The sequence below is a fragment of the Rhodococcus sp. RD6.2 genome (genome assembly GCF_001040705.1).
Taxonomy (GTDB): Bacteria; Actinomycetota; Actinomycetes; order Mycobacteriales; family Mycobacteriaceae; genus Rhodococcus_G.
In genome coordinates, this window is record NZ_CVQP01000008.1 from 123,475 (window position 1) to 144,199 (window position 20,725).

At 69.5% G+C, this 20,725-nt stretch carries 19 protein-coding genes; 1 reads left to right on the forward strand and 18 read right to left on the reverse strand.

Features of this window, described 5'->3' with window-relative positions:
- Positions 1–53: 53 nt before the first annotated feature.
- Genes RHCRD62_RS17320 through def form a run of 3 tightly spaced genes read right to left on the reverse strand, consistent with a single transcriptional unit; the run spans position 54 to position 2,966 of the window.
- Positions 54–1,523 (reverse strand): RsmB/NOP family class I SAM-dependent RNA methyltransferase, encoded by a 1,470-nt coding sequence (locus RHCRD62_RS17320; RefSeq protein ID WP_050065997.1) that lies wholly within the window; start codon positions 1,521–1,523, stop codon positions 54–56.
- Positions 1,520–2,452, reverse strand: a complete 933-nt coding sequence (gene fmt / locus RHCRD62_RS17325; protein WP_050065998.1) for a methionyl-tRNA formyltransferase — start codon at positions 2,450–2,452, stop codon at positions 1,520–1,522. Before fmt ends, RHCRD62_RS17320 begins: the two co-directional genes overlap by 4 nt.
- A gap of 1 nt (position 2,453) precedes the next feature.
- Positions 2,454–2,966: a peptide deformylase gene (def, locus tag RHCRD62_RS17330; protein ID WP_050065999.1), complete on the reverse strand. Its 513-nt coding sequence runs from the start codon at positions 2,964–2,966 to the stop codon at positions 2,454–2,456.
- Positions 2,967–3,205: 239 nt separating this feature from the next.
- On the opposite strand from def, the gene RHCRD62_RS17335 reads away from it, so the two are divergent.
- Positions 3,206–3,412, forward strand: coding sequence for a hypothetical protein (locus tag RHCRD62_RS17335; RefSeq protein WP_050066244.1), 207 nt, complete (start codon positions 3,206–3,208; stop codon positions 3,410–3,412).
- Between the two features lie 25 nt (positions 3,413–3,437).
- Here the strand turns inward: RHCRD62_RS17335 and RHCRD62_RS17340 are convergent, their stop codons facing one another.
- From RHCRD62_RS17340 to pyrR, 15 genes are all read right to left on the reverse strand, one after another.
- Positions 3,438–4,433, reverse strand: coding sequence for an esterase/lipase family protein (locus RHCRD62_RS17340; protein ID WP_050066000.1), 996 nt, complete (start codon positions 4,431–4,433; stop codon positions 3,438–3,440).
- Between the two features lie 62 nt (positions 4,434–4,495).
- Positions 4,496–5,338, reverse strand: coding sequence for a PadR family transcriptional regulator (locus RHCRD62_RS25550; protein ID WP_084734333.1), 843 nt, complete (start codon positions 5,336–5,338; stop codon positions 4,496–4,498).
- Positions 5,339–5,446: 108 nt separating this feature from the next.
- Positions 5,447–7,462: a primosomal protein N' gene (locus tag RHCRD62_RS17350; RefSeq protein ID WP_172671089.1), complete on the reverse strand. Its 2,016-nt coding sequence runs from the start codon at positions 7,460–7,462 to the stop codon at positions 5,447–5,449.
- Positions 7,463–7,722: 260 nt separating this feature from the next.
- Complete coding sequence (gene metK, locus RHCRD62_RS17355) at positions 7,723–8,937, reverse strand: methionine adenosyltransferase (protein WP_050066001.1); 1,215 nt, start codon at positions 8,935–8,937, stop codon at positions 7,723–7,725.
- 114 nt (positions 8,938–9,051) lie between these two features.
- Positions 9,052–10,353, reverse strand: a complete 1,302-nt coding sequence (gene coaBC / locus RHCRD62_RS17360; RefSeq protein ID WP_050066002.1) for a bifunctional phosphopantothenoylcysteine decarboxylase/phosphopantothenate--cysteine ligase CoaBC — start codon at positions 10,351–10,353, stop codon at positions 9,052–9,054.
- A gap of 34 nt (positions 10,354–10,387) precedes the next feature.
- Positions 10,388–10,684 (reverse strand): DNA-directed RNA polymerase subunit omega, encoded by a 297-nt coding sequence (gene rpoZ, locus RHCRD62_RS17365; protein WP_050066003.1) that lies wholly within the window; start codon positions 10,682–10,684, stop codon positions 10,388–10,390.
- A gap of 74 nt (positions 10,685–10,758) precedes the next feature.
- Positions 10,759–11,307, reverse strand: a complete 549-nt coding sequence (gmk, locus tag RHCRD62_RS17370) for a guanylate kinase (protein ID WP_050066247.1) — start codon at positions 11,305–11,307, stop codon at positions 10,759–10,761.
- 118 nt (positions 11,308–11,425) lie between these two features.
- Entirely contained in the window at positions 11,426–11,746 is a 321-nt protein-coding gene (mihF, locus tag RHCRD62_RS17375) for an integration host factor, actinobacterial type (RefSeq protein ID WP_050066004.1), read from the reverse strand.
- Between the two features lie 126 nt (positions 11,747–11,872).
- On the reverse strand, positions 11,873–12,700 hold the full coding sequence (gene pyrF, locus RHCRD62_RS17380) for an orotidine-5'-phosphate decarboxylase (RefSeq protein WP_084734334.1): 828 nt from the start codon (positions 12,698–12,700) through the stop codon (positions 11,873–11,875).
- On the reverse strand, positions 12,697–16,035 hold the full coding sequence (gene carB / locus RHCRD62_RS17385) for a carbamoyl-phosphate synthase large subunit (RefSeq protein ID WP_050066005.1): 3,339 nt from the start codon (positions 16,033–16,035) through the stop codon (positions 12,697–12,699). The genes pyrF and carB overlap by 4 nt, the downstream gene beginning before the upstream one ends.
- Positions 16,035–17,201, reverse strand: a complete 1,167-nt coding sequence (carA, locus tag RHCRD62_RS17390) for a glutamine-hydrolyzing carbamoyl-phosphate synthase small subunit (RefSeq protein ID WP_050066006.1) — start codon at positions 17,199–17,201, stop codon at positions 16,035–16,037. The genes carB and carA overlap by 1 nt, the downstream gene beginning before the upstream one ends.
- Positions 17,198–17,689, reverse strand: a complete 492-nt coding sequence (locus tag RHCRD62_RS17395; protein ID WP_050066007.1) for a PH-like domain-containing protein — start codon at positions 17,687–17,689, stop codon at positions 17,198–17,200. Before RHCRD62_RS17395 ends, carA begins: the two co-directional genes overlap by 4 nt.
- Positions 17,686–18,999: a dihydroorotase gene (locus RHCRD62_RS17400; RefSeq protein ID WP_050066008.1), complete on the reverse strand. Its 1,314-nt coding sequence runs from the start codon at positions 18,997–18,999 to the stop codon at positions 17,686–17,688. The genes RHCRD62_RS17395 and RHCRD62_RS17400 overlap by 4 nt, the downstream gene beginning before the upstream one ends.
- Positions 18,996–19,943 (reverse strand): aspartate carbamoyltransferase catalytic subunit, encoded by a 948-nt coding sequence (locus RHCRD62_RS17405; protein WP_050066009.1) that lies wholly within the window; start codon positions 19,941–19,943, stop codon positions 18,996–18,998. The genes RHCRD62_RS17400 and RHCRD62_RS17405 overlap by 4 nt, the downstream gene beginning before the upstream one ends.
- Positions 19,940–20,539: a bifunctional pyr operon transcriptional regulator/uracil phosphoribosyltransferase PyrR gene (gene pyrR, locus RHCRD62_RS17410; protein WP_050066010.1), complete on the reverse strand. Its 600-nt coding sequence runs from the start codon at positions 20,537–20,539 to the stop codon at positions 19,940–19,942. Before pyrR ends, RHCRD62_RS17405 begins: the two co-directional genes overlap by 4 nt.
- Positions 20,540–20,725: the final 186 nt, after the last annotated feature.

The window sequence follows — 20,725 nt, forward strand, 5'->3', positions numbered from 1 at the left end:
CCAAGGCCACCTTTGGGCGAATGTCCCGGCAACCGCCCGTTCGGGGGTCTCGATCACTGCGGCTTGCGCAACGCCGCCATGAACATCGCGTCGGTGCCGTGCCGGTGCGGCCACAACTGAACCCCCGGACCGGCGCCGATGGTCGGAACACCGGGCACGAACTCGCGGGTGTCGAGCGCTTCGACTCCGTGCCTGCGGACGGCATCCGCGACGACGGCGGCCGTTTCCGACAGGTGCGGCGAGCAGGTGGAGTACAGGACGACGCCGCCGGGACGGACCAGGGAGATCGCGGACGCCAGCAGTTCACGCTGCAGGGCGACGAGTTCGGCGACATCGGACGGCTTGCGACGCCACCGCGCCTCGGGACGCCTGCGCAACGCACCAAGTCCGGTGCAGGGCGCGTCGACGAGGATCCGGTCGAAGCCCGGCTGGAGGCCCGGGTCGCGGCCGTCGGCGACGTGGACGTCGACGGGCAGCCCGCGGGTGGTCTTGCGAACCAGGTCGGCGCGGTGCGCCGCAGGCTCGACGGCGTCGACCCGCGCACCTTCGATCGCGGCGAGCGCGCCCAGCAGCGCGGCCTTGCCGCCGGGGCCGGCGCACAGGTCGAGCCAGCGCCCGCCGTCGGGACCGTTCAGGGTGGCGCGCGCGAGCGCGAGGGCGACGAGCTGGCTGCCCTCGTCCTGCACGGCCGCGAGACCTTCCCGGACCGGTTCGAGCTGGCCGGGATCGCCGCCGTCGAGGTGCACCGCGTACGGCGAGTACGGGCCTTCCTCGCCACCGGTGATCAGTGCGAGTTCCTCCGCCGAGATCTCCCCCGGCCGCGCGACGAGGTGCACGGCAGGACGCGCGTCGTCCGCGGCCAGTACCTGCTCGAGTTCCGCGGCGTCGGCGCCGAGGGCGTCGGCGAACGCCTGCGCGATCCACACCGGGTGCGCATACCGGAACGCGAGGTACCCGATCTTGTCTCGATCTGCGTCGGGCGCGAGCTGCGCGACCCACTCGTCCTCGGACTTCTCCGCAACACGTCGTAGCACGGCATTGACGAAACCGGCTCGGCCACTGCCGAATTCGGTGCGGACCAGGTCGACGGACGTCGCGACCGCGGCGTGCGATCCGATCCGGGTTCGCAGCAGCTGGTAGGCGCCGAGACGCAGGACGTCGAGCAGGGGTCCGTCGATCTCGTCGACCGGCCGGCCCGCTCCCGCGGAGATCACGGCATCGAGCAGTCCCTGGGCACGGCACGCGCCGTAGGTCAGTTCGGTGGCGAGTGCGGCGTCGCGGCCGTCGATCCCCCGCTCCCGCAGCAACGCGGGGAGGACGAGGTTCGCGTAGGAGTCGCGCTCCCGGACCGCGCGCAGGACGTCGCGAGCCGCGGTTCGCGGCTTGTCGACGCCCGCACCGTCGGGCCGCTTCGCCTGCCGGGGGCGCGTGTTGGGCCGCTTGCCGTTCTGGTTGCCGGTTCGGTCCGCGTTGTCGCGGGGGCGGCCGCGGTTGCCGCGGGACGGACGTCTGGATTCGGTCATTGTGCACGCACCTCGGGGTCGAGGCGCGCACCGCGCGCCCAGTCTGCTGCCGCCATGAGCTTCTTTCCTTGCGGCTGAACCTGACTCAGCCGTACGGGTGTGGTCGCGGTTCCGACGTAGCAGCCGTCCTTGCGGACCAGGAACTGGCCCGGTTCGAGCGGCGCGTCCAGCGCGTCGACGGGGGTCACCGGCGCCACCTTCACGCGCAGGTCCCCGACCTGTGTCCACGCACCGGGCGCGGGCGTCACGGACCGGATGCGACGATCGATCACCGCGGCGGGCAGCGTCCAGTCGACACGAGCCGACTCGACCGTCACCTTGGGGGCGTGCGAGACACCGTCGTCGGGCTGCGGGACCGGGATCAGCGCACCGTCCTCGATGCCGTCGAGCACCGATTCGAGCAGGTAAGCGCCACTTTCCGCGAGCCGACCGAGCAACTCGCCCGCGGTGTCGGTGTCGCGGACCCGTTCGGTGGCGACCCCGTAGACGGGTCCCGTGTCGAGACCCTCTTCGAGGCGGAAGGCGCTGGCACCGGTCATGTCGTCACCGGCGGCGATCGAGGCCTGCACAGGCGCGGCGCCACGCCATGCCGGTAGCAGCGAGAAGTGCAGGTTCACCCAGCCGTACTTCGGGACGTCGAGGACAGGCCGCGGCAGCAGTGCGCCGTACGCGACGACGGGCGCACAGTCCGGCGCCAGCTCCGTCAGCCGGGCCAGGAAGTCCGGGTCGGACGCCCGGGCGGGGGTGAGGACCTCGATGCCGTGCTCGTCGGCCAGCAGCCCGACCGGCGACCGGGTGACCTTGCGGCCACGACCAGCGACGGCGTCTGGACGCGTCACGACGGCGACGACCTCGTGCCGGGTCGACGCGATCAGCCGGGCCAGGGACGGCACTGCGGGTTCGGGTGTGCCCGCGAAGACGATCCGCATGTCAGCGCACCCCCGCGTCCGCGCCGAGCCACGGAGCGTCGCGAAGTGTGCGCATCGCGGACTTCCGGTCGGCCGGTTCCATCCGCGACAGGAACAGCACCCCGTCCAGATGGTCCGTCTCGTGCTGGACGCAGCGGGCCATGATGTCGGTGCACTCGAAGGACACCGGTTCGCCGTGCATGTCGACGCCGCTGACGCGAACGGTCGTCGCCCGCCGGATGTCCGCGCGCACGCCGGGAATCGACAGGCAGCCCTCGGTGCCCACCTGCTCGTCGTCGCCGACGACCTCGTAGGTCGGGTTCACGATGTGCCCGAACATGTCGCCGCAGTCGTACGCGAACACTCGCAGAGACACACCGATCTGAGGGGCCGCGATGCCTGCACCCTCGTGCTCGCGCATGGTGTCCACCAGGTCCGTGACCAGCTGCTCCAGCTCCCGATCGAACTCGACCACCTCGTCCGCACGGGTCCGCAGGACGGGATCGCCGAAGAGGCGAACAGGCTGAACACTCACTGGGCTGCTCCCGGGAAGTCGATGCGACGGTCCAGAACAGTCTAGGGAAGTGGCGCCCCGTTCCCGACCACAGGCGGCAACGCCTGCCTCGGACCGGCGCAGAGGGTGTCGCCGATGCAACGGTTTCGCAAACCTCGGCCTGTACCCCCGCGTTCCGCCGCACTTCGTTGCCAGACTTGCTGTCGCGCGGCCCGACCGCGCGCACGCCCGAGTACCACCGAACACACACGGAGGTCGACATGGCAGGTACGGACAACAAGCTCGACAAGGCATGGGAAGGCAAGTCGATCGAGGAGATCGCGAAGGCCCCCGTCTCCGCTCTTCAGGGGGTGAGCGAGAGCGACGCCGACCATCTCGCGGCGGCGTTCGGCATCAAGACGGTCGCCGACCTCGGCACCAACAAGTACTTCCGGTGGGCGCAGGGGTTCGCGGCACTCGCCGACTGACGACTCCCGACCTCGCTCGACCCCGTCACCGCCCGATCATGCCGAGCATTCCCGTGCCCAGTGGCACCGGACGGCAGACGGGGTCGGGCGCCGTCGGATCGAGGGCCTGCAGCGCGAGTCCGATGGTGTACTCGTCGTAGACCATGTTCATGTGGCCGGTCATGTTCTGCGGGCAGCGATCCTGGATCAGGATGTTCGTGGCGCCAGGGCCCCGCATCGCGATGTTCGTGTACGGCTGGATCATCTCGTCGTAGCGGGTCCCGATGGTGGTGTACCGGACGCCGGGCACGGTGTCGCCGTTCCCGTTGAGGTCGGCGAGGAAGTCCGATCCCTGCGCCTGCTGCGCGACGGCCACCGTGGTGAACAGGCTCACGATGTCGCGTCCGCCGGGGATCGCGTCCGCGGCGGGCACCAGTCCGTAGAAGATGCCGCCGTAGCTGGGTGACGCGATGCCGATCCACTTGTCGACGACCGCCGCGCCGCCGAGATCGTTGACGAAGTACCGCGTGACGGTCGCGCCCTGGGAGAACCCGACGAGATCGACCTTCGTAGCACCGGTTTCGCGGAGGACGCGGCCCACGAAGTCGGCGATTTGCTCGGCACTGAGGTACATGTCCTCGTTGCCGTACGACGTGGCACCGGGTGCGGCGCCGAAGTCGAGGGCGAACACGCAGTACCCGGCGTTATGAAGTCTGGGCGCGATCGCGGCCCAGTCCGAGTAGGTGCTGGAGTCGCTGCCGTGGGCGAGCACGACCGGATTGGGGTGCTGCGGGGTGGGCCGGCACCCGAAGTCGTTGGTGCCGGGCGGGACGCTTCCGGGATGCGCTTCCGCGAAGTCGGCGGCCCCCGCATGGGCGGCCTGCACGGGTCCGGGCAGGAGCGGCACATTCGACACCGACACCGGGTCTGCGGCGGTCGACCCGGCACTGCCGGCCGGTGCCGCACTCGCGCCACCTGCCGTCGCAGCAACCAGCATCACTGCACCCATCAGCGCGCCGCCAACCAATACCCCGACCCTCATGACGTTCTCCCCGAGCGACGCGGAACCAGGCTCATCATGCTCGCATTATGAACTGCTGTTCGTCACTGTTCTCTGTCAGAAACTCCGCTGGTATCGCCCGGTTCGTCGGCGAGAATTCGGTAGATCGCACGTTTCGCCCCGGTCAGCACCTCGCCCGCAGCCCTGGCCTGATCGATGGTGCCGACGGAGGCGACCTGACGGACCGCTCCGGTCAACTGGTTCATCAGTCCACGCAGTTCCTGCGCCGGCCTGCCGACGGAGGCTCTGATCTCGTCCCACGGGTTGCCGAGTTCGTCGCGATGCTCCTCGACGTAGGTGACGCCCGCGTCCGTGAGCCGGGCCGTCTTGCGCCCGTCCACCTTCTCGATGAGAACGAATCCCTCGTCCTCCAGCTGGGAGAGCGCCGGGTAGATGGACCCGGGGCTCGGCTTCCACACCCCGTTGCTGCGTTCTGCGATGCGCTGGATCAGCTCGTAACCGTGCATCGGCTGCTCGCCAAGCAGCAGGAGCACCGCCGACCGGACGTCGCCGCGGCGTCCCCTGCCCCCTCGGCCGCGCCCCCGCCCGAGCCGGTCCTCGACCGGACCCCGGGACCGCCGCCCCGCACCCGGGCCGTAGTCACCGCGCGGGCCGTAATCCCCTCGCGGTCCGTAGTCACCCCGTGGACCGTAATCCCCGCGCGGACCGAAGTCGCCGCGCGGCCCGTAATCACCACGAGGGCCGTAGTCGCCACGCGGCCCGTAGTCGCCACGCGACCCGAAATCCGCTCCCTGACGACCGGATTCGCCTCGACCCGCGTCACCGCCACCCTCCGGACCGATGTCCCCGCGGCGGCTGTCACGGCCGATCCGACCGGGACGCCTGGGGCGGCCACGCTCGCTCATGTCTCGCTGAATGTTATCCATGATGTCGTTCCCTTCATTCGTTATCGACACACTCAACGATATATCGACAATCGGTCTACGACAAGGATGATTCTCGACGTCACAGTGTTCGCTGCCAGGTGGAGCGCGTCAGCCGATCCGGAGCGGATCGATCTGCACACGCAGAGGTCCGGACTCCTTGCGGGCCGCGCGGCTCGACTGCGCCTCCCGCAGCGCCCGCGACAGCGCGGCACCCGATTCGCGCGGCACCCGCACCAGCATGCGTTCCACCTCGTCGGGCTCCGGGCCGTCGCCACCGAACGGCACCCGCTCCCCCGCCGGCAGCGGGACGGGCCCCAGCTTCTCGGCGTCCGCGGGCAGCACGGCGGCTCCGAGGAACGCGTCGATCGCCGCGCGGGTGCCATCGACCGCCGCCATGTGAACGGTCGGAGGAAAGTGCACCTCGGCGCGCTGCGCAAGCTGAATCCTCGCCGCCCCCACAGGATCCCAGCGCACCAGAGCCTGTACGGCCGGGATACCCGAGTCGGCGACGACAACCACCCGGCCCCCTGCCGACGCGGGCCGGACGAGCGCGCCCGCCGTCATCCAGCGGCGCAGCGTCTCCTCCTCGGCTCGCAGGTCGGCACGCCCGAGCAACGCCCACCCGTCGAGCAGCAGCGCGGCGCCGTAGCCACCCTGCATCACGGGTTCGGCGCCGACAGTCGAGACGACCAGCGCCGCACCGGGTTTCACGTCCGTCAGCACCTCACCGCCACCCGACATCCGCACCGGGACGCCGGGGAACGCCCGCCCCAACTCCTCCGCGGTTCGACCCGCCCCGACGACCACCGCGCGCAGCTGCCGCGAACCACAGACGTTGCACCGATGTGTGGCATCCGCGACACCGCACCACCGACAGCTGGGTGTGCCTGCACCGTCGGGCGCGGCCGCTGCCGGCAACGCGAGCGGGCCGTTGCAGCGTCGGCAGCGCGCCGGCGCGCGGCACTTCCCACACGCCAGCGACGGGACGTAGCCGCGGCGTGGAACCTGCACCAGCACGCCGGTATCCGCCGCGAGCGCCTCACGGGCCGCGGTGAACGCGATCCCCGGCAGCCTCGCCGCACGGGCACCGGGATCGCGGGCCAGTGCGTGATCGCTGTCGGCGAGCGCCGTCACCTGCGGCGCGCGGGACCGCACCACCGGCCGATCCGCGACGAGGTCGCTCGCCCACCCCGACTCGACGAGGGCCTGCGCCTCCACCGTGCGCGAATGCGACCCGATGACGGCGGCCGCACCCGTCCCGTGCGCGCGCAGCAGCGCGACCTCGCGGGCGTGCGGGTACGGCGCGCGCGGTTCGGCGTGCAGGTCGTCGCCGTCGTCCCAGACGACGATCAGACCCAGGTCGGGGACGGGGGCGAACACCGAAGCGCGGGTGCCGACGACCACCTTCGCCGTGCCGCGCAGCGCCGCCAGCCAGCGTCGATACCGCATCGCGGGACCCAGTCCCGCGGCAAGCGGAACGACCAGGTCGTCACCGAGAACGGCCGCACACGCCGAGGCGACGCGGTCGAGGTCCTTCTGGTCCGGGACGACGATCACGGTGGATCGTCCGCCACGCGCCACCACCGCGGCGAGTTCGCCGATGCGGGTCGGCCAGTCCTCCCCCGGCAGTGCCTGCCACACCGCGCGCGGCGAGCGGCCGTCGACCAGCGCGGACACGAAACTGTCGCCGTAGCGGTAGGCGGACCATGCCGACAGGTCCGGATCGGCGGTGGCCACCGCCGGCTCCGCCGCCTCCTCTGCCTCCACGCGAGCGTGCCGCGGCGGGACGGCCAGCCGCAGCACGTCCGCACGTGTCCCCGCGTAGCGGGCGGCGACGGCGTCGACCAGCGTCGCGACCTCGGCGGTCAGCACCGGCTCGGACGACACCACCCGTTCGAGCCAGCCCAGCTTGCCGGGATGCTCGCTCGTCTGGATGCGTTCGAGCAGGAACCCGTCGACGAGCCGTCCCGAGAACCGGATCCGCACCCGAACCCCTGGCCGGGCCTGCTCGTCCAACTCCAGGGGAACCAGGTAGTCGAACTCGCGGTCCAGATGCGCCACCGGCAGGATCGGCAACACCCGCGCGACCGGCAGCGTGGACGCGGCCTCACGGGCGGCCGTCACGCGCCCCACCGGCCCGAACGACACGAGCCGCCCACCGCGAACGGTGAGCGGCTCGGACGAGGAGCCAGGGGGTGTCTCCCGATTCCCATCGGATGCACCTGGCGAAGAAATCGGCGTCCGGCAAGACCGAGGAGTCGCTCCGCGGGCTCCGCTTCTGCGCGGAGGAGAAGCCGATACCGGGGTTGTACCGGCGCCGACGACAACGCAGCATGGCGGCGATTTGGCGCCAGGGGCGCCGATATGGGATTGGGAGGCACGCCCTAGAGCCCGGCGGCCGCGCGCAGCTTCTCGGCGCGGTCCGTGTGCTCCCACGGCAGGTCGATGTCGGTGCGGCCGAAGTGGCCGTACGCCGCCGTCTTGGCGTAGATCGGGCGCAGCAGGTCGAGGTCGCGGATGATCGCGCCGGGACGCAGGTCAAAGATCTCGGAGATCGCCGACTGGATGCGGGCCGGATCGGTCTTCTCGGTGCCGAACGTCTCGACGAACAGCCCGACCGGGGCGGCCTTGCCGATGGCGTACGCGACCTGCACCTCGATGCGGTCGGCCAGACCCGCGGCGACAGCGTTCTTCGCCACCCAGCGCATCGCGTACGCGGCAGAACGGTCCACCTTCGACGGATCCTTACCGGAGAACGCTCCACCACCATGACGGGCCATACCGCCGTAGGTGTCGACGATGATCTTGCGGCCGGTCAGGCCCGCGTCACCCATCGGACCACCGAGCACGAACTTGCCGGTGGGGTTGACGAGCAGGCGGACGTCGGACGTGTCCAGCGAGGGCACGTCGATCTCGGCGAGCACCGAGCCGAGCACCTTCTCGCGGATGTCCGGGGTGAGCAGGTTGTCGAGGTCGATATCCGCGGCGTGCTGCGTGGACACGACGACGGTGTCGAGGCGGACGGCCCTGTCGCCGTCGTACTCGATCGTGACCTGGGTCTTGCCGTCCGGACGCAGGTAGGGCAGGACGCCGGACTTGCGGACCTCGGTGAGGCGACGGGAGAGCCGGTGCGCGAGCGCGATCGGCAGCGGCATCAGTTCCGGGGTGTCGGTGCAGGCGTAGCCGAACATCAGACCCTGGTCGCCCGCGCCCTGACGATCGATGTCGTCGTCGGAGCTGCCCTCGACGCGCGCCTCGTGCGAGTGGTCGACACCCTGCGCGATCTCCGGCGACTGTGCACCGATCGCGATGTTGACACCGCAGGAGTTGCCGTCGAATCCCTTGGCCGACGAGTCGTAACCTATCTCGAGGACCTTGTCACGCACGATCTTGGGGATGTCGGCGTACGCCGAGGTGGTGACCTCGCCCGCGACGTGGACCTGTCCGGTCGTCACCAATGTCTCGACGGCGACGCGGCTGCGGGGGTCCTGCTCGAGCAGTGCGTCGAGAACGGAGTCGCTGATCGCGTCACAGATCTTGTCCGGGTGCCCCTCGGTCACAGACTCGCTGGTGAATAGCCGACTACCGGACTTGCTCACAGATCTCCCTCTCGCCAACTGATGATGTATCGCACACGAACATTAATGCCTGGTACGGCAGATAAGAACACTTAGGATCACGGCGTTCGCGATGCGATCGCCGTCACACCCACACTACGAGCTTCCGGCGTGCCCGGCACCCGCGGAATCGCCGGACAGCAGGTCCGCAACGGCGTCGAGCACCCGGCTCGCCATCAGCGCCTTGGAACCGTGGGCCAGCGCGTGCTCGGAACCGTCCGCCGACAACAGCCACCCGTCGTTGCTGTCGACCTCGAACGCCTTGCCGTCGCCGACCGCGTTGACGACCAGCAGGTCGCAGCCCTTGCGCGCGAACTTCTCGCGGGCGTGGTCGAGGACGCTGCCGTTGGCGTCGCCGGTTTCCGCGGCGAATCCGACGATGCGCGTCGCGGCGGGCAGCGAGCCGTCGGCGCGGGCCCGCACCAGGCCCGCGAGGATGTCGTCGTTGCGGGTCAGCGGGACGACGTCCGGCTCGTCGGCACCCTTCTTGATCTTGGACGCAGCGAGTGTGGTGGGCCGGAAATCGGCCACGGCCGCGGCCATCACCACGGCGTCGGCGGTCGGCGCGATCGCGTCGACCGCGACCTTCATGTCCCGCGCCGTCTTCACCCGGACGACGTCGACCGCAGCCGGGTCGGCCAGTTCGGCCGTGTAGCCGGCGACGAGGGTCACCTCGGCGCCGCGCTGCGCGGCGAGGCGTGCGATCGCGTAGCCCTGCTTGCCGGAACTGCGGTTGCCGAGGAAGCGCACGGGGTCGAGCGGTTCCCGCGTTCCGCCCGCCGACACGACGATCCGCCGCCCCTCCAGGTCCCGAGGCAGTCCGTCGGCCCGCTCCAGGAGCAGGTTCGCCAGTCCGAGGATCTCGTCGGGCTCGGGCAGGCGGCCTGCACCGGTGTCCTTGCCGGTGAGCCTGCCGGAGGCCGGTTCGATCACGACGATGCCACGCGACCGCAGGGTCGCGACATTGTCGACCGTTGCGGGGTGCTCCCACATCTCGGTGTGCATCGCGGGCGCGAACAGCACCGGACAGCGCGCGGTCAGCAGGGTCGCGGTGAGCAGGTCGTCGGCGCGGCCGTGCGCGGCACGGGCCATCAGGTCGGCCGTGGCAGGCGCGATGACCAGGAGGTCCGCTTCCTGCCCGAGCCGCACGTGCGGCACCTGCGGCACATCCGTGAAGACGCCGGTCTGCACCGGGTTCCCGGACAGCGCCTCGAAGGTGGCGCGACCGACGAACTCGAGCGCCGACTCGGTGGGAACCACCCGGACGTGGTGCCCGGCCTCCGTGAAGCCACGGATGATCGAACAGGCCTTGTATGCGGCGATACCGCCGCCCACCCCGACGACGATGCGTCGTGGTGAACCGGCGGTATCGGTAAGCGAATCCGTCACGGACGCCACAGTATCGGGGCGTTCCGGGTGATTACGGAGTGGGTCACTCGCCCTCGGTGTGCTCGAGCAGGTCCGAGTGGATCTCGCGCATCGCGATCGACAGCGGCTTCTCCTGGAGGCCCGGCTCGACCAGCGGGCCGACGTACTCGAGGATGCCGTCGCCGAGCTGGTTGTAGTAGTCGTTGATCTGACGCGCGCGCTTGGCCGCGTAGATCACCAGCGCGTACTTCGAGGAGGTGCGCTCGAGCAGCTCGTCGATCGGCGGGTTGGTGATGCCCAGCGGCGTGTCGTACGCCGGGATTCCGTGACGATCGGTCGCGACTGCGGTGGTTGCGCTCACTGGCGAGTCTCCTACGGTTGGTCGAGCGGTTGAGAAAATCGAGCTGAACTGGTCGTTATCTGCGACAACGGCGATCAGTGCTGGTCGCCGACCAACAAGGATACCAAGTCGTCGCAGGCTCGGTCGACGTCGATGTTGACGACGACCTCGTCGAACTCGTCCTTGGCGGCGAGTTCGACCCGCGCGGTCTCCAGCCTGCGGGCCACCACGTCCTCGGATTCGGTGCCCCGCGACGTCAGCCGCGACACCAGTTCCTCCCAGCTCGGCGGGGCGAGGAACACGAGTACCGCCTCCGGCATCGCAGCCCGCACCGCGCGGGCTCCGGCCAGGTCGACCTCGACCAGGACGGGATGTCCGGCGGCGAGCGCGGCCTCGACCGGCGCGGCGGGCGTGCCGGACCGCTGGAGTCCGCCGTGGATCTCGGCCCATTCGAGGAGCTCACCGGCGTCGATCATCCGATCGAACTCGGCGGGCGTGACGAACCGGTAGTCGCGGCCGTCCACCTCGCCCGGGCGGGGATCCCTTGTCGTTGCAGACACGCTGAAGACCAGGTCGGGGAGCCGTTCGTGCAGCATGCGCACGACAGTCGACTTACCGACGGCGGAGGGGCCGGCCAGTACCACCAGCCGGCCCCTCCGCACTGCGTCGTCCCCCGCCGCGGACTGGGAGGATGCGCTCCCCTTCGCTCGCGGCGTGGTGGTCTCGCGGTCTGACACGTTGTGTGCGTCAGCCACCTGCGACTCAGGCCTCGAAATCGAACCTGGTCAGCAGCGCCTTGCGCTGACGATCGCCGAGGCCACGCAGGCGGCGGGTCGGAGCGATCTCCAGCTCGGTCATGATCTCCTGCGCCTTGACCTTGCCCACCTTGGGCAGGGCCTCGAGCAGGGCGGACACCTTCATCTTGCCCAGGATCTCGTCATTCTCGGCGTCCTTGAGGACCTGCTTGAGGTCGGTGCCGCCGCGCTTGAGGCGCTCCTTGAGCTCAGCCCGGGCCTTACGGGCGGCAGCCGCCTTCTCCAAAGCAGCAGCACGCTGCTCATCGGTCAACTGGGGAAGGGCCACGGTTCCTCCGTCTCGTCGTGTGCAAATGCCTACAACCCCCGGATAACCAGGGGCGATAGCGACCGTACTCACGCCGGGCGACGATTGCGAACCCACCCCCCGACCCGAGGCGGCAAAACGCGTCGGCTATGCGAGGCCGGTCTCGACCTCGTCACGGACCCGCACAGCCGCCTCACGCAGAGCCGAAACGGACGGACCCGATCGGAGAACATCACGAGACGTGTTGGGCAACAACAATTCTCGCGATCCTTCGAAAATGTCGGCGAGATCACGCACGGTGGCGCCCTGCGCACCGAGTCCCGGCGCCAGAATCGGTCCGGCGAACTCGGACAGATCGAGGCCGTGACCGCGTGTCGCACCCACTACCAGGCCGATCGTGTCGTTGCCGTCACGGTTCTGTGCCACCGCTGCATCGACGATGGACTGCGCCACCGAGGGCCCGTCGGACGTCACGGACTGCTGCAGTCCACCGCCCTCCGGGTTCGAGGTGCGGGCCAGCGCGAACAGGCCCCTGCCGGTCTCACCCGCCAACGTCACGGCCGGATCGAGGGCACCGAAGCCCAGGTACGGAGACACCGTCACCGCGTCCGAGACGAGCGGTGAGCCCTCCCCCAGCCACGCCTGCGCGTACGCGGACATCGTCGAGCCGATGTCCCCGCGCTTGGCGTCCGCGACGACAAGCGTCCCGGCGTCCCGGAGCGCCACGATGGTGCGCTCCAGGACGGCGAACCCGGCCGAGCCGTACGCCTCGAAGAACGCCACCTGAGGCTTCACGAGGGCGACCTCGCCCGCGAACGCCTCGACGCAGATGTCGGCGAATGCCGCGAGACCCTCGGCCGTTCTCGGCAGGCCCCACGCGTCGAGGAGAGGCGGATGCGGGTCGATGCCGACACACAGCCTGCCCCGGCTCCGGACCGCGGTCCGGAGCCGGTCACCCCAGCGATCGGAACTCACGAGGCGGGCTCCCGCAGCACTGCATGCAGGTCCTGCAGGGACCGGACACCGATGTCGCCGCGAATTCCCGCCTCGATGCCCTGGACGGCCGCGGAGGCGCCCTGGACCGTCGTGATGCACGGGATGCTCGCCGACACCGCCGCCGCGCGGATCTCGTAGCCGTCGACACGCGGACCCGAGTTGCCGTACGGAGTGTTGATCACCATGTCGACCTCGCCGGCCTTGATCTGGTCGACGATGGTCACCGCACCCTCGGGCAGCACCTCACCGGACGCCTTGTGCACCGTCTCGCAGGGAATGCCGTTACGCCGCAGCACATCGGCCGTACCCTCGGTCGCGAGGATCGAGAACCCGAGGTCCGCGAGCCGCTTGACCGGGAACAGCAGCGACCGCTTGTCCTTGTTGGCGACCGAGACGAAGACCTTCCCGCTGGTCGGCAGCGACCCGTAGGCGGCGGTCTGGCTCTTCGCGAACGCGGTACCGAAGTCCTTGTCGATACCCATGACCTCGCCCGTCGACTTCATCTCGGGGCTCAGGAGGGTGTCGATCCCGGTACCGTCCGCGCGGCGGAAGCGGTTGAACGGCAGCACCGCCTCCTTGACCGCGATCGGGGCGGTCATCGGAGCGTCGAGACCGTCCCCGGACTCGGGCAGGATGCCGGCGGCCCGCAGGTCCGCGATCGACTCGCCCAGCATCACGCGGGCGCACGCCTTCGCGAGCTGCACCGCCGTCGCCTTCGACACGAACGGCACCGTGCGGGACGCGCGGGGGTTCGCCTCGAGGACGTACAGGATGTCGTCCTTGAGCGCGTACTGGACGTTGAGCAGGCCCTTGACGCCGATGCCCTTCGCCAGCGCCTCGGTGGACCGGCGCACGTTCTCGAGGTCGGCGCGTCCGAGCGTGATCGGCGGCAGCGCACACGCCGAGTCGCCGGAGTGGATGCCGGCCTCCTCGATGTGTTCCATCACGCCGCCGAGGTACACCTCGGTGCCGTCGCACAGCGCGTCCACGTCGATCTCGACGGCGTCGTCGAGGAATCGGTCGACCAGGACCGGACGATCATCGGAGATCTCCGTCGCGCGGGAGATGTAGTCCTGCAGCGAAGCCTCGTCGTAGACGATCTCCATGCCGCGGCCGCCGAGCACGTAGGACGGGCGCACCAGCACCGGGTATCCGATTCCGGCGGCGATCTCACGAGCGCCGTCGAAGGTGGTGGCGGTGCCGAACTTCGGTGCAGGCAGGCCCGCCTCGGTCAGGACGCGCCCGAACTCGCCGCGGTCCTCGGCCAGGTCGATGGCTTCGGGGCTGGTTCCGACGATCGGGACACCCGCCGCCTTGAGGCGCTTCGCCAGACCCAGCGGCGTCTGTCCGCCGAGTTGGACGATGACACCCGCGACCGTTCCGGACGCCGACTCCGCGCGGTACACCTCGAGGACGTCCTCGAAGGTGAGCGGCTCGAAGTACAGCCGGTCGGCGGTGTCGTAGTCGGTGGAGACGGTCTCCGGGTTGCAGTTGACCATGACCGTCTCGTACCCGGCCTCGGACAGCGTCAGCGCGGCATGCACGCACGAGTAGTCGAACTCGATGCCCTGGCCGATGCGGTTCGGACCGGAACCGAGGATGAGGACCTTCGGCCGATCGCGCTGCTCCGCGACCTCCGTCTCCGCGTTCGGGTCCAGCTCGTACGTCGAGTAGTGGTACGGGGTCTTGGCCTCGAACTCGGCGGCGCAGGTGTCGACGGTCTTGTAGACCGGGTGCACCTTCAGCTCGTCGCGCAGCGCCCGGACGGCGTCCTCGTCCGCGAACTGCGAGGGGCGCAGCGCCGCGATCTGCCGGTCGGACAGGCCGTGGTACTTGGCCTGCCGCAGCGTCAGCTCGTCCAGGTTCTCGGCCGCGCGGATCTGCTCGCCGAGCTCGTGGATCTGCTGGAACTGGTCGAGGAACCAGGGATCGATCTTCGTGGCCTCGAAGAGCTGCTCGACGGTGGCGCCGAGTGCGAACGCCTTCTCGATGCCGTACATGCGACCGTCCTGCGGGACCGACAGGTCGGCCAGCAGCGCCTCCAGGCTCTCGGTCTCGACCTCGGGACCCGTCCAGTAACCGGCCCGCTTGGTCTCCAGTGAGCGCATGACCTTGCCGAACGCCTCGGTGAAGTTGCGGCCGATGGACATGGCCTCGCCGACCGACTTCATCGTCGTGGTCAGCGTGCCGTCGGCGCCCGGGAACTTCTCGAACGCGAACCGCGGAGCCTTGACGACCACGTAGTCGAGCGTCGGCTCGAAGCAGGCAGGCGTCTCCTTCGTGATGTCGTTGACGATCTCGTCCAGGGTGTAGCCGATGGCCAGCTTCGCGGCCATCTTCGCGATCGGGTAGCCGGTCGCCTTCGACGCCAGCGCCGACGAACGGGACACGCGCGGGTTCATCTCGATGACGACCAGGCGGCCGTCGGTCGGGTCCATCGCGAACTGGATGTTGCAGCCACCGGTGTCGACGCCGACCTCACGCAGGATGTCGATGGAGAGGTCGCGCATCTTCTGGTACTCGCGGTCGGTGAGCGTCATGGCAGGGGCCACGGTCACCGAGTCGCCGGTGTGCACACCGACCGGGTCGACGTTCTCGATCGAGCAGACGATGACCACGTTGTCGCGGCCGTCGCGCATCAGCTCGAGTTCGTACTCCTTCCAGCCGAGGATGGACTCCTCGATCAGGACGTTCGCGGTGGGCGAGGCGGCCAGGCCGCCGCCCGCGATGCGGTTGAGGTCGTCGACGTCGTACGCCATGCCGGAACCGAGGCCGCCCATCGTGAACGAGGGCCGCACGACCACCGGGTAGCCGAGCTCGGCAACCGTGTCGTGCACCTCCGCCATCGTGAAGCAGACCCGCGAGCGCGCGGACTCGCCGCCGACCTTCGCGACGATGTCCTTGAACTTCTGCCGGTCCTCACCGCGCTGGATTGCGTCGAAGTCGGCGCCGATCAGCTCGACGTCGTACTTCTCGAGGATGCCCTGCTCGTGCAGCGCAACAGCGGTGTTCAGGGCGGTCTGCCCACCGAGGGTGGCGAGCACGGCGTCGATCTTGTGGCCCTGCTCGGCTTCCCGGGCGATGACCTTCTCGACGAATTCGGCGGTGATCGGCTCGACGTAGGTGGCGTCCGCGAACTCGGGGTCCGTCATGATCGTCGCGGGGTTGGAGTTGACCAGCGAGACTCGCAGGCCCTCCTCGCGCAGGACGCGGCACGCCTGGGTGCCCGAGTAGTCGAACTCGCAGGCCTGGCCGATGACGATCGGTCCCGAACCGATCACCAGGATGTGCTGAAGATCTGTGCGGCGTGGCATTACTTCTTGGCTCCTTCGAGCAGGCTGGTGAAGCGGTCGAACAGGTATGCGGCGTCGTGCGGACCGGCCGCGGCCTCCGGGTGGTACTGCACGGAGAAGGCGGATCCGTCGAGCAGACGGACACCTTCGACCGCACCGTCGTTGGCGCAGGTGTGGCTGACCTGGGCGCGACCGAACGGGGTGTCGAACTCCTGGCCCGCCTCGCCTTCGAGGGCGAACCCGTGGTTCTGAGCGGTGATCGCGATACGTCCGGTCTCGTGCTCGACGACCGGGATGTTGATGCCGCGATGGCCGAACTTCATCTTGTAGGTACTCAGGCCCAGTGCGCGGCCGAGGATCTGGTTACCGAAGCAGATGCCGAACAGAGGAAGCCCCTGGCCCAGGACCTCCTTCGTCAGGTGCACCGCACCGTCCGCGGTCGCCGGGTCGCCCGGACCGTTGGACAGGAACACGCCGTCGGCACCGAGGTCGAGGATCTGCTCGAGGCTCGTCGTCGAGGGCAGCACGTGCACCCGGATGCCCCGCTGCGCGAACATGCGCGGGGTGTTGGTCTTGATACCGAGGTCGATGGCGGCGACGGTGAACCGCGCCTCGCCGCCGATCGGCTCGATGACGTAGCCGGAGTCGGTGCTGACCTCACGCGCCAGGTCGGCGCCGAGCATCGACGGCTGACCCTGCACCGCGGCGAGCATCGACGCGTCGTCGCCCAGCGCGGAGCCGGAGAAGACGCCCGCGCGCATCGAACCGCGGGTACGAAGGTGGCGCACCAGTGCGCGGGTGTCGATGCCGGCGATGCCGACGACGCCCTGAGCGACCAGCTCGTCCTGCAGCGACCCGGTGGCCCGCCAGCTCGACGTCGTGCGGGACGGATCCCGAACCACATAGCCCGCGACCCAGATCTTGTTCGAGTCGCCGGAGGCCTGGCGGCCGGCCGAGAGTGCCTCGCCGTCCTCGCCGTTCCAGCCGGTGTTGCCGATCTGCGGCGCGGTGGCGACCACGATCTGCCGGTGGTAGCTGGGGTCGGTGAGGGTCTCCTGGTAGCCGGTCATGCCGGTCGAGAACACCGCCTCGCCCAGAGTCTGTCCGACGGCGCCGAATTCGACGCCTCGGAAGATCCGTCCGTCCTCGAGGACGAGGGCCGCGGGCCCTGCTTGCACGATGCTCACGCTTTCTCTCCGTTCACCCAGATCGGGTACACACTCTTGTCGTCTCCACGGAATCCGGTGTCGATCTCCGTACCGGTGGGGAGCTCCCACCGGATCACCAGGACTCCGTCCTTCGTCATGACCTTGCCCGCGAGTCCCCGCTCGGTGCGGATGGCGCGGATCGATTCGTTCGGGATCCAGATCGGGGACTCGCCGTCCCGTTCCATCAGGATTCCGTGTTCGTAGCGGGCGAGGTCGCAGTTCGCGCGGTGACCGAGGTCACCGACGGCGATCCGGTTCTGCCAGCTCGGCGCGAGCGTGCTGCCCACGTACAGTCCCGTGCTCGGTGCGATCAGCTGGGCTCCGAGGTCCGTGGGGACGGCGGGCAACTCCCCGACCGTGTCCTGTTGACGCTTGGCGCGGCCCTTCCAACCCCAGTACATCAGCGCGACCAGCAGCACCCACACGAGGACGAAGCCGGCGGTCAGCCAGACCCGGTCCCAGCTCATCGCTGCACCTCCCCGCCCAGCACGGTCACCCGACCGCGCAGCAGCGTCGTGGTGACCTTCGCACCGAACGTCATCGACTCGAACGGCGTGTTGTTCGCAATCGACGCCAGCTCGGGGCCGTGGACGGTCCATTCCCGATTCGGGTCGACCAGCGTCAGGTTCGCCGGTTCGCCGACCGCAATCGGACGACCCTGGTCGGGCAGTCCGACGATCTCGGCGGGCCGCTCGCTCATCACCTTCGCGACGCCGCGCCAGTCCAGGAGACCGGTCTCGACCATCGTCTGCGCGATGATCGCGAGGGCCGTTTCCAGCCCGAGCATGCCGGGCCGGGCCTGCGCGAACTCGCAGCACTTGTCCTGCTCGGCGTGCGGGGCGTGGTCGGTGCCGACGCAGTCGACGGTGCCCTCGGCGAGCGCGACACGCAACGCCTCCACGTCGGAACGTTCCCGAAGCGGCGGATTGACCCGGTTGACGCCGTCGTAGGTCTCGAGCCGTGAGTCGTCGAGCAGCAGGTGGTGCGGTGTCACCTCGGCGGTGATCGAGATGCCCTGGCCCTTGGCCCACTTCAGCAACTCGACGGTGCCCGCGGTGGACGCGTGGCAGATGTGCACCCGCGCCCCGGCGTCACGCGCGAGCAGCGCATCGCGGGCGACGATCGACTCCTCCGCAGCGCGGGGCCAGCCGCCGAGCCCGAGGCGGGCCGCGGTCGGGCCCTCGTGCGCGACCGCGCCGACGGTCAGGCGCGGCTCCTCCGCATGCTGGGCGATGAGGACACCGAGCGCGCTGGAGTACTCGAGTGCGCGGCGCATGATGAGCGGGTCGTCGACGCAGTGCCCGTCGTCGGAGAACAACTTGACCTGCCCGACGCCCGCGGCCATCGTCGCCATCTCGGCGAGCTGCTTGCCTGCGAGACCGACGGTGACGGCGCCGACCGGATGGACGTCGACGAGGCCGACCTCCTGGCCGCGTCGCCACACGTGGTCGGTGATGACGACGGAGTCGGCGACCGGATTCGTGTTGGCCATGGCGAACACCGCGGTGTAGCCGCCGAGAGCGGCCGCGGCGGAACCGGATTCGATGGTCTCGGTGTCCTCGCGACCGGGCTCGCGCAGGTGGGTGTGCATGTCCACGAAGCCGGGCAGAAGAACCTGACCCGCGGCGTCGATGACGGTCGAGCCGTCGGGCGCGGTCAGACCGGTGCCGATCTCACGGATCTCACCGCCGGAGATCAGAACGTCCTGCGGCTCGCCCTCGCCGTAGATCCGCACCCCGCGGATCACCACGTCGCCGCGGGAGTTGTCACTGCTCACAGCGCTGCACCTTCCTCGGTACCGACCAACAATCCGAACAACACCGCCATGCGGACATGAACTCCATTCGTAACCTGTTGCAACACTGCAGTTTTCGGTGAATCAGCGACGGCAGAGGCAATCTCCATGCCGCGCAGCATCGGGCCGGGATGCAGAACCGCGGCATGATCGGGCAGCAACGCCAGCCGACGCTCGTTGAGGCCGTACGTGATCGAGTACTCACGCGGCGAGGGGAAGAACCCACCGTTCATCCGCTCCGCCTGGACCCGCAGCATCAGGACCGCGTCCGCGCCGGGCAGTTCCGCATCGAGCGAGTACGACACCGTCACCGGCCAGCTGGACACTCCGACCGGAAGCAGCGTCGGCGGAGCGACCAGCACGACCTCGGCGCCGAGCGTCGACAGCAGGAATGCGTTCGAGCGCGCCACCCGGCTGTGGAGGATGTCGCCGACGATCAGAATCCGCTTGCCTGCGATGTCCCCGAGGCGCTGACGCAACGTCAACGCATCGAGCAGGGCCTGGGTGGGGTGCTCGTGCGTGCCGTCGCCCGCGTTGATGACGGCAGGTCCGCCGCCGTTGCCGTCGCCGGTCCACTCCGCGATCCGGTGCGCCGCACCCGAGGCGGGATGACGAACGATCAAGGCGTCCGCGCCGGCGGCGTGCAGGGTGAGCGCGGTGTCGCGCAGCGACTCCCCCTTGCTCACCGACGAACTCGACGCGCTGACGTTGATCACGTCCGCACTCATCCACTTGCCCGCGACCTCGAACGAGACACGGGTGCGGGTGGAGTTCTCGAAGAACACGGTCATCACCGTGCGACCACGTAGGGTCGGGAGCTTACGGACCTCGCGCCCGAGGAGGGCTTGCTGAAACCGTTCCGCGTCGTCGAGCAGTCGGGTGGCCGACTCGGCCGTGAGATCGGTGACCGAGAGCAGATGCTTCACCGTGCGGTTTCCTCGTTCTCTCCGCTGCTGAGGGTGACGGCGTCGATGCCGTCGTGCTCCTCGAGCAGTACCTGGACGTCTTCGCTGCGTGCCGTCGGCACGTTCTTGCCGACATAGTCGGCGCGCAACGGGAGCTCGCGGTGACCGCGGTCCACGAGCACTGCCAACTGCACGGCCCGGGGGCGCCCGAGGTCGCGCAGCGCGTCCAGCGCGGAGCGGACCGAGCGTCCGGAGAACAGGACGTCGTCGACGAGGACGACGAGCGTGCCGTCGACGCCGCCGTCCGGAACGGACGTGCGTTCGAGAGGCCGATGCGGTTTGGTCCGCAGGTCGTCGCGATACAGGGTGATGTCGAGGGACCCGACCTGCGGTCGGACTCCGCAGAACTCCTCGATCTTCACCGCGAGGCGGTGCGCGAGGGTGGTGCCGCGAGTGGGGATTCCGATCAACACCACGCGAGGCGGATCGGTTTCCGCGTCGAGCGCGGTCTTCTCGATGACCTGGTGCGCGATCCTGGCGATCGTGCGACCGACGTCGGCAGCGGAGAGCAACTCCCTGACGGGAGGCGTATGGGCCGACGGTTCGGACGTGGACAAATGGACCTCCTTCTCCGCCTCTCGGGACGGGTCGTTAAAGGATGTCTGACGGTGCTCAGACTATCAGCGGTGGTGCCGCCGACCCGAACCCGCGCGAGGTGTCGTCAGCCACACGACGGCGTGCCCGGTCGGAGAACGACGAACGCCGCGGACCCCGAAGGTCCGCGGCGTTCGTGTCGTGCATCG

Excerpts from the sequence above, each read along its gene's own strand:
- RHCRD62_RS17320 (WP_050065997.1), bottom strand. The coding sequence starts at position 1,523 with ATGACCGAATCCAGACGTCCGTCCCGCGGCAACCGCGGCCGCCCCCGC.
- fmt (WP_050065998.1), bottom strand. The coding sequence starts at position 2,452 with ATGCGGATCGTCTTCGCGGGCACACCCGAACCCGCAGTGCCGTCCCTG.
- RHCRD62_RS17335 (WP_050066244.1), top strand. The coding sequence starts at position 3,206 with ATGGCAGGTACGGACAACAAGCTCGACAAGGCATGGGAAGGCAAGTCG.
- RHCRD62_RS17340 (WP_050066000.1), bottom strand. The coding sequence starts at position 4,433 with ATGAGGGTCGGGGTATTGGTTGGCGGCGCGCTGATGGGTGCAGTGATG.
- RHCRD62_RS25550 (WP_084734333.1), bottom strand. The coding sequence starts at position 5,338 with ATGGATAACATTCAGCGAGACATGAGCGAGCGTGGCCGCCCCAGGCGT.
- carB (WP_050066005.1), bottom strand. The coding sequence starts at position 16,035 with ATGCCACGCCGCACAGATCTTCAGCACATCCTGGTGATCGGTTCGGGA.
- RHCRD62_RS17395 (WP_050066007.1), bottom strand. The coding sequence starts at position 17,689 with ATGAGCTGGGACCGGGTCTGGCTGACCGCCGGCTTCGTCCTCGTGTGG.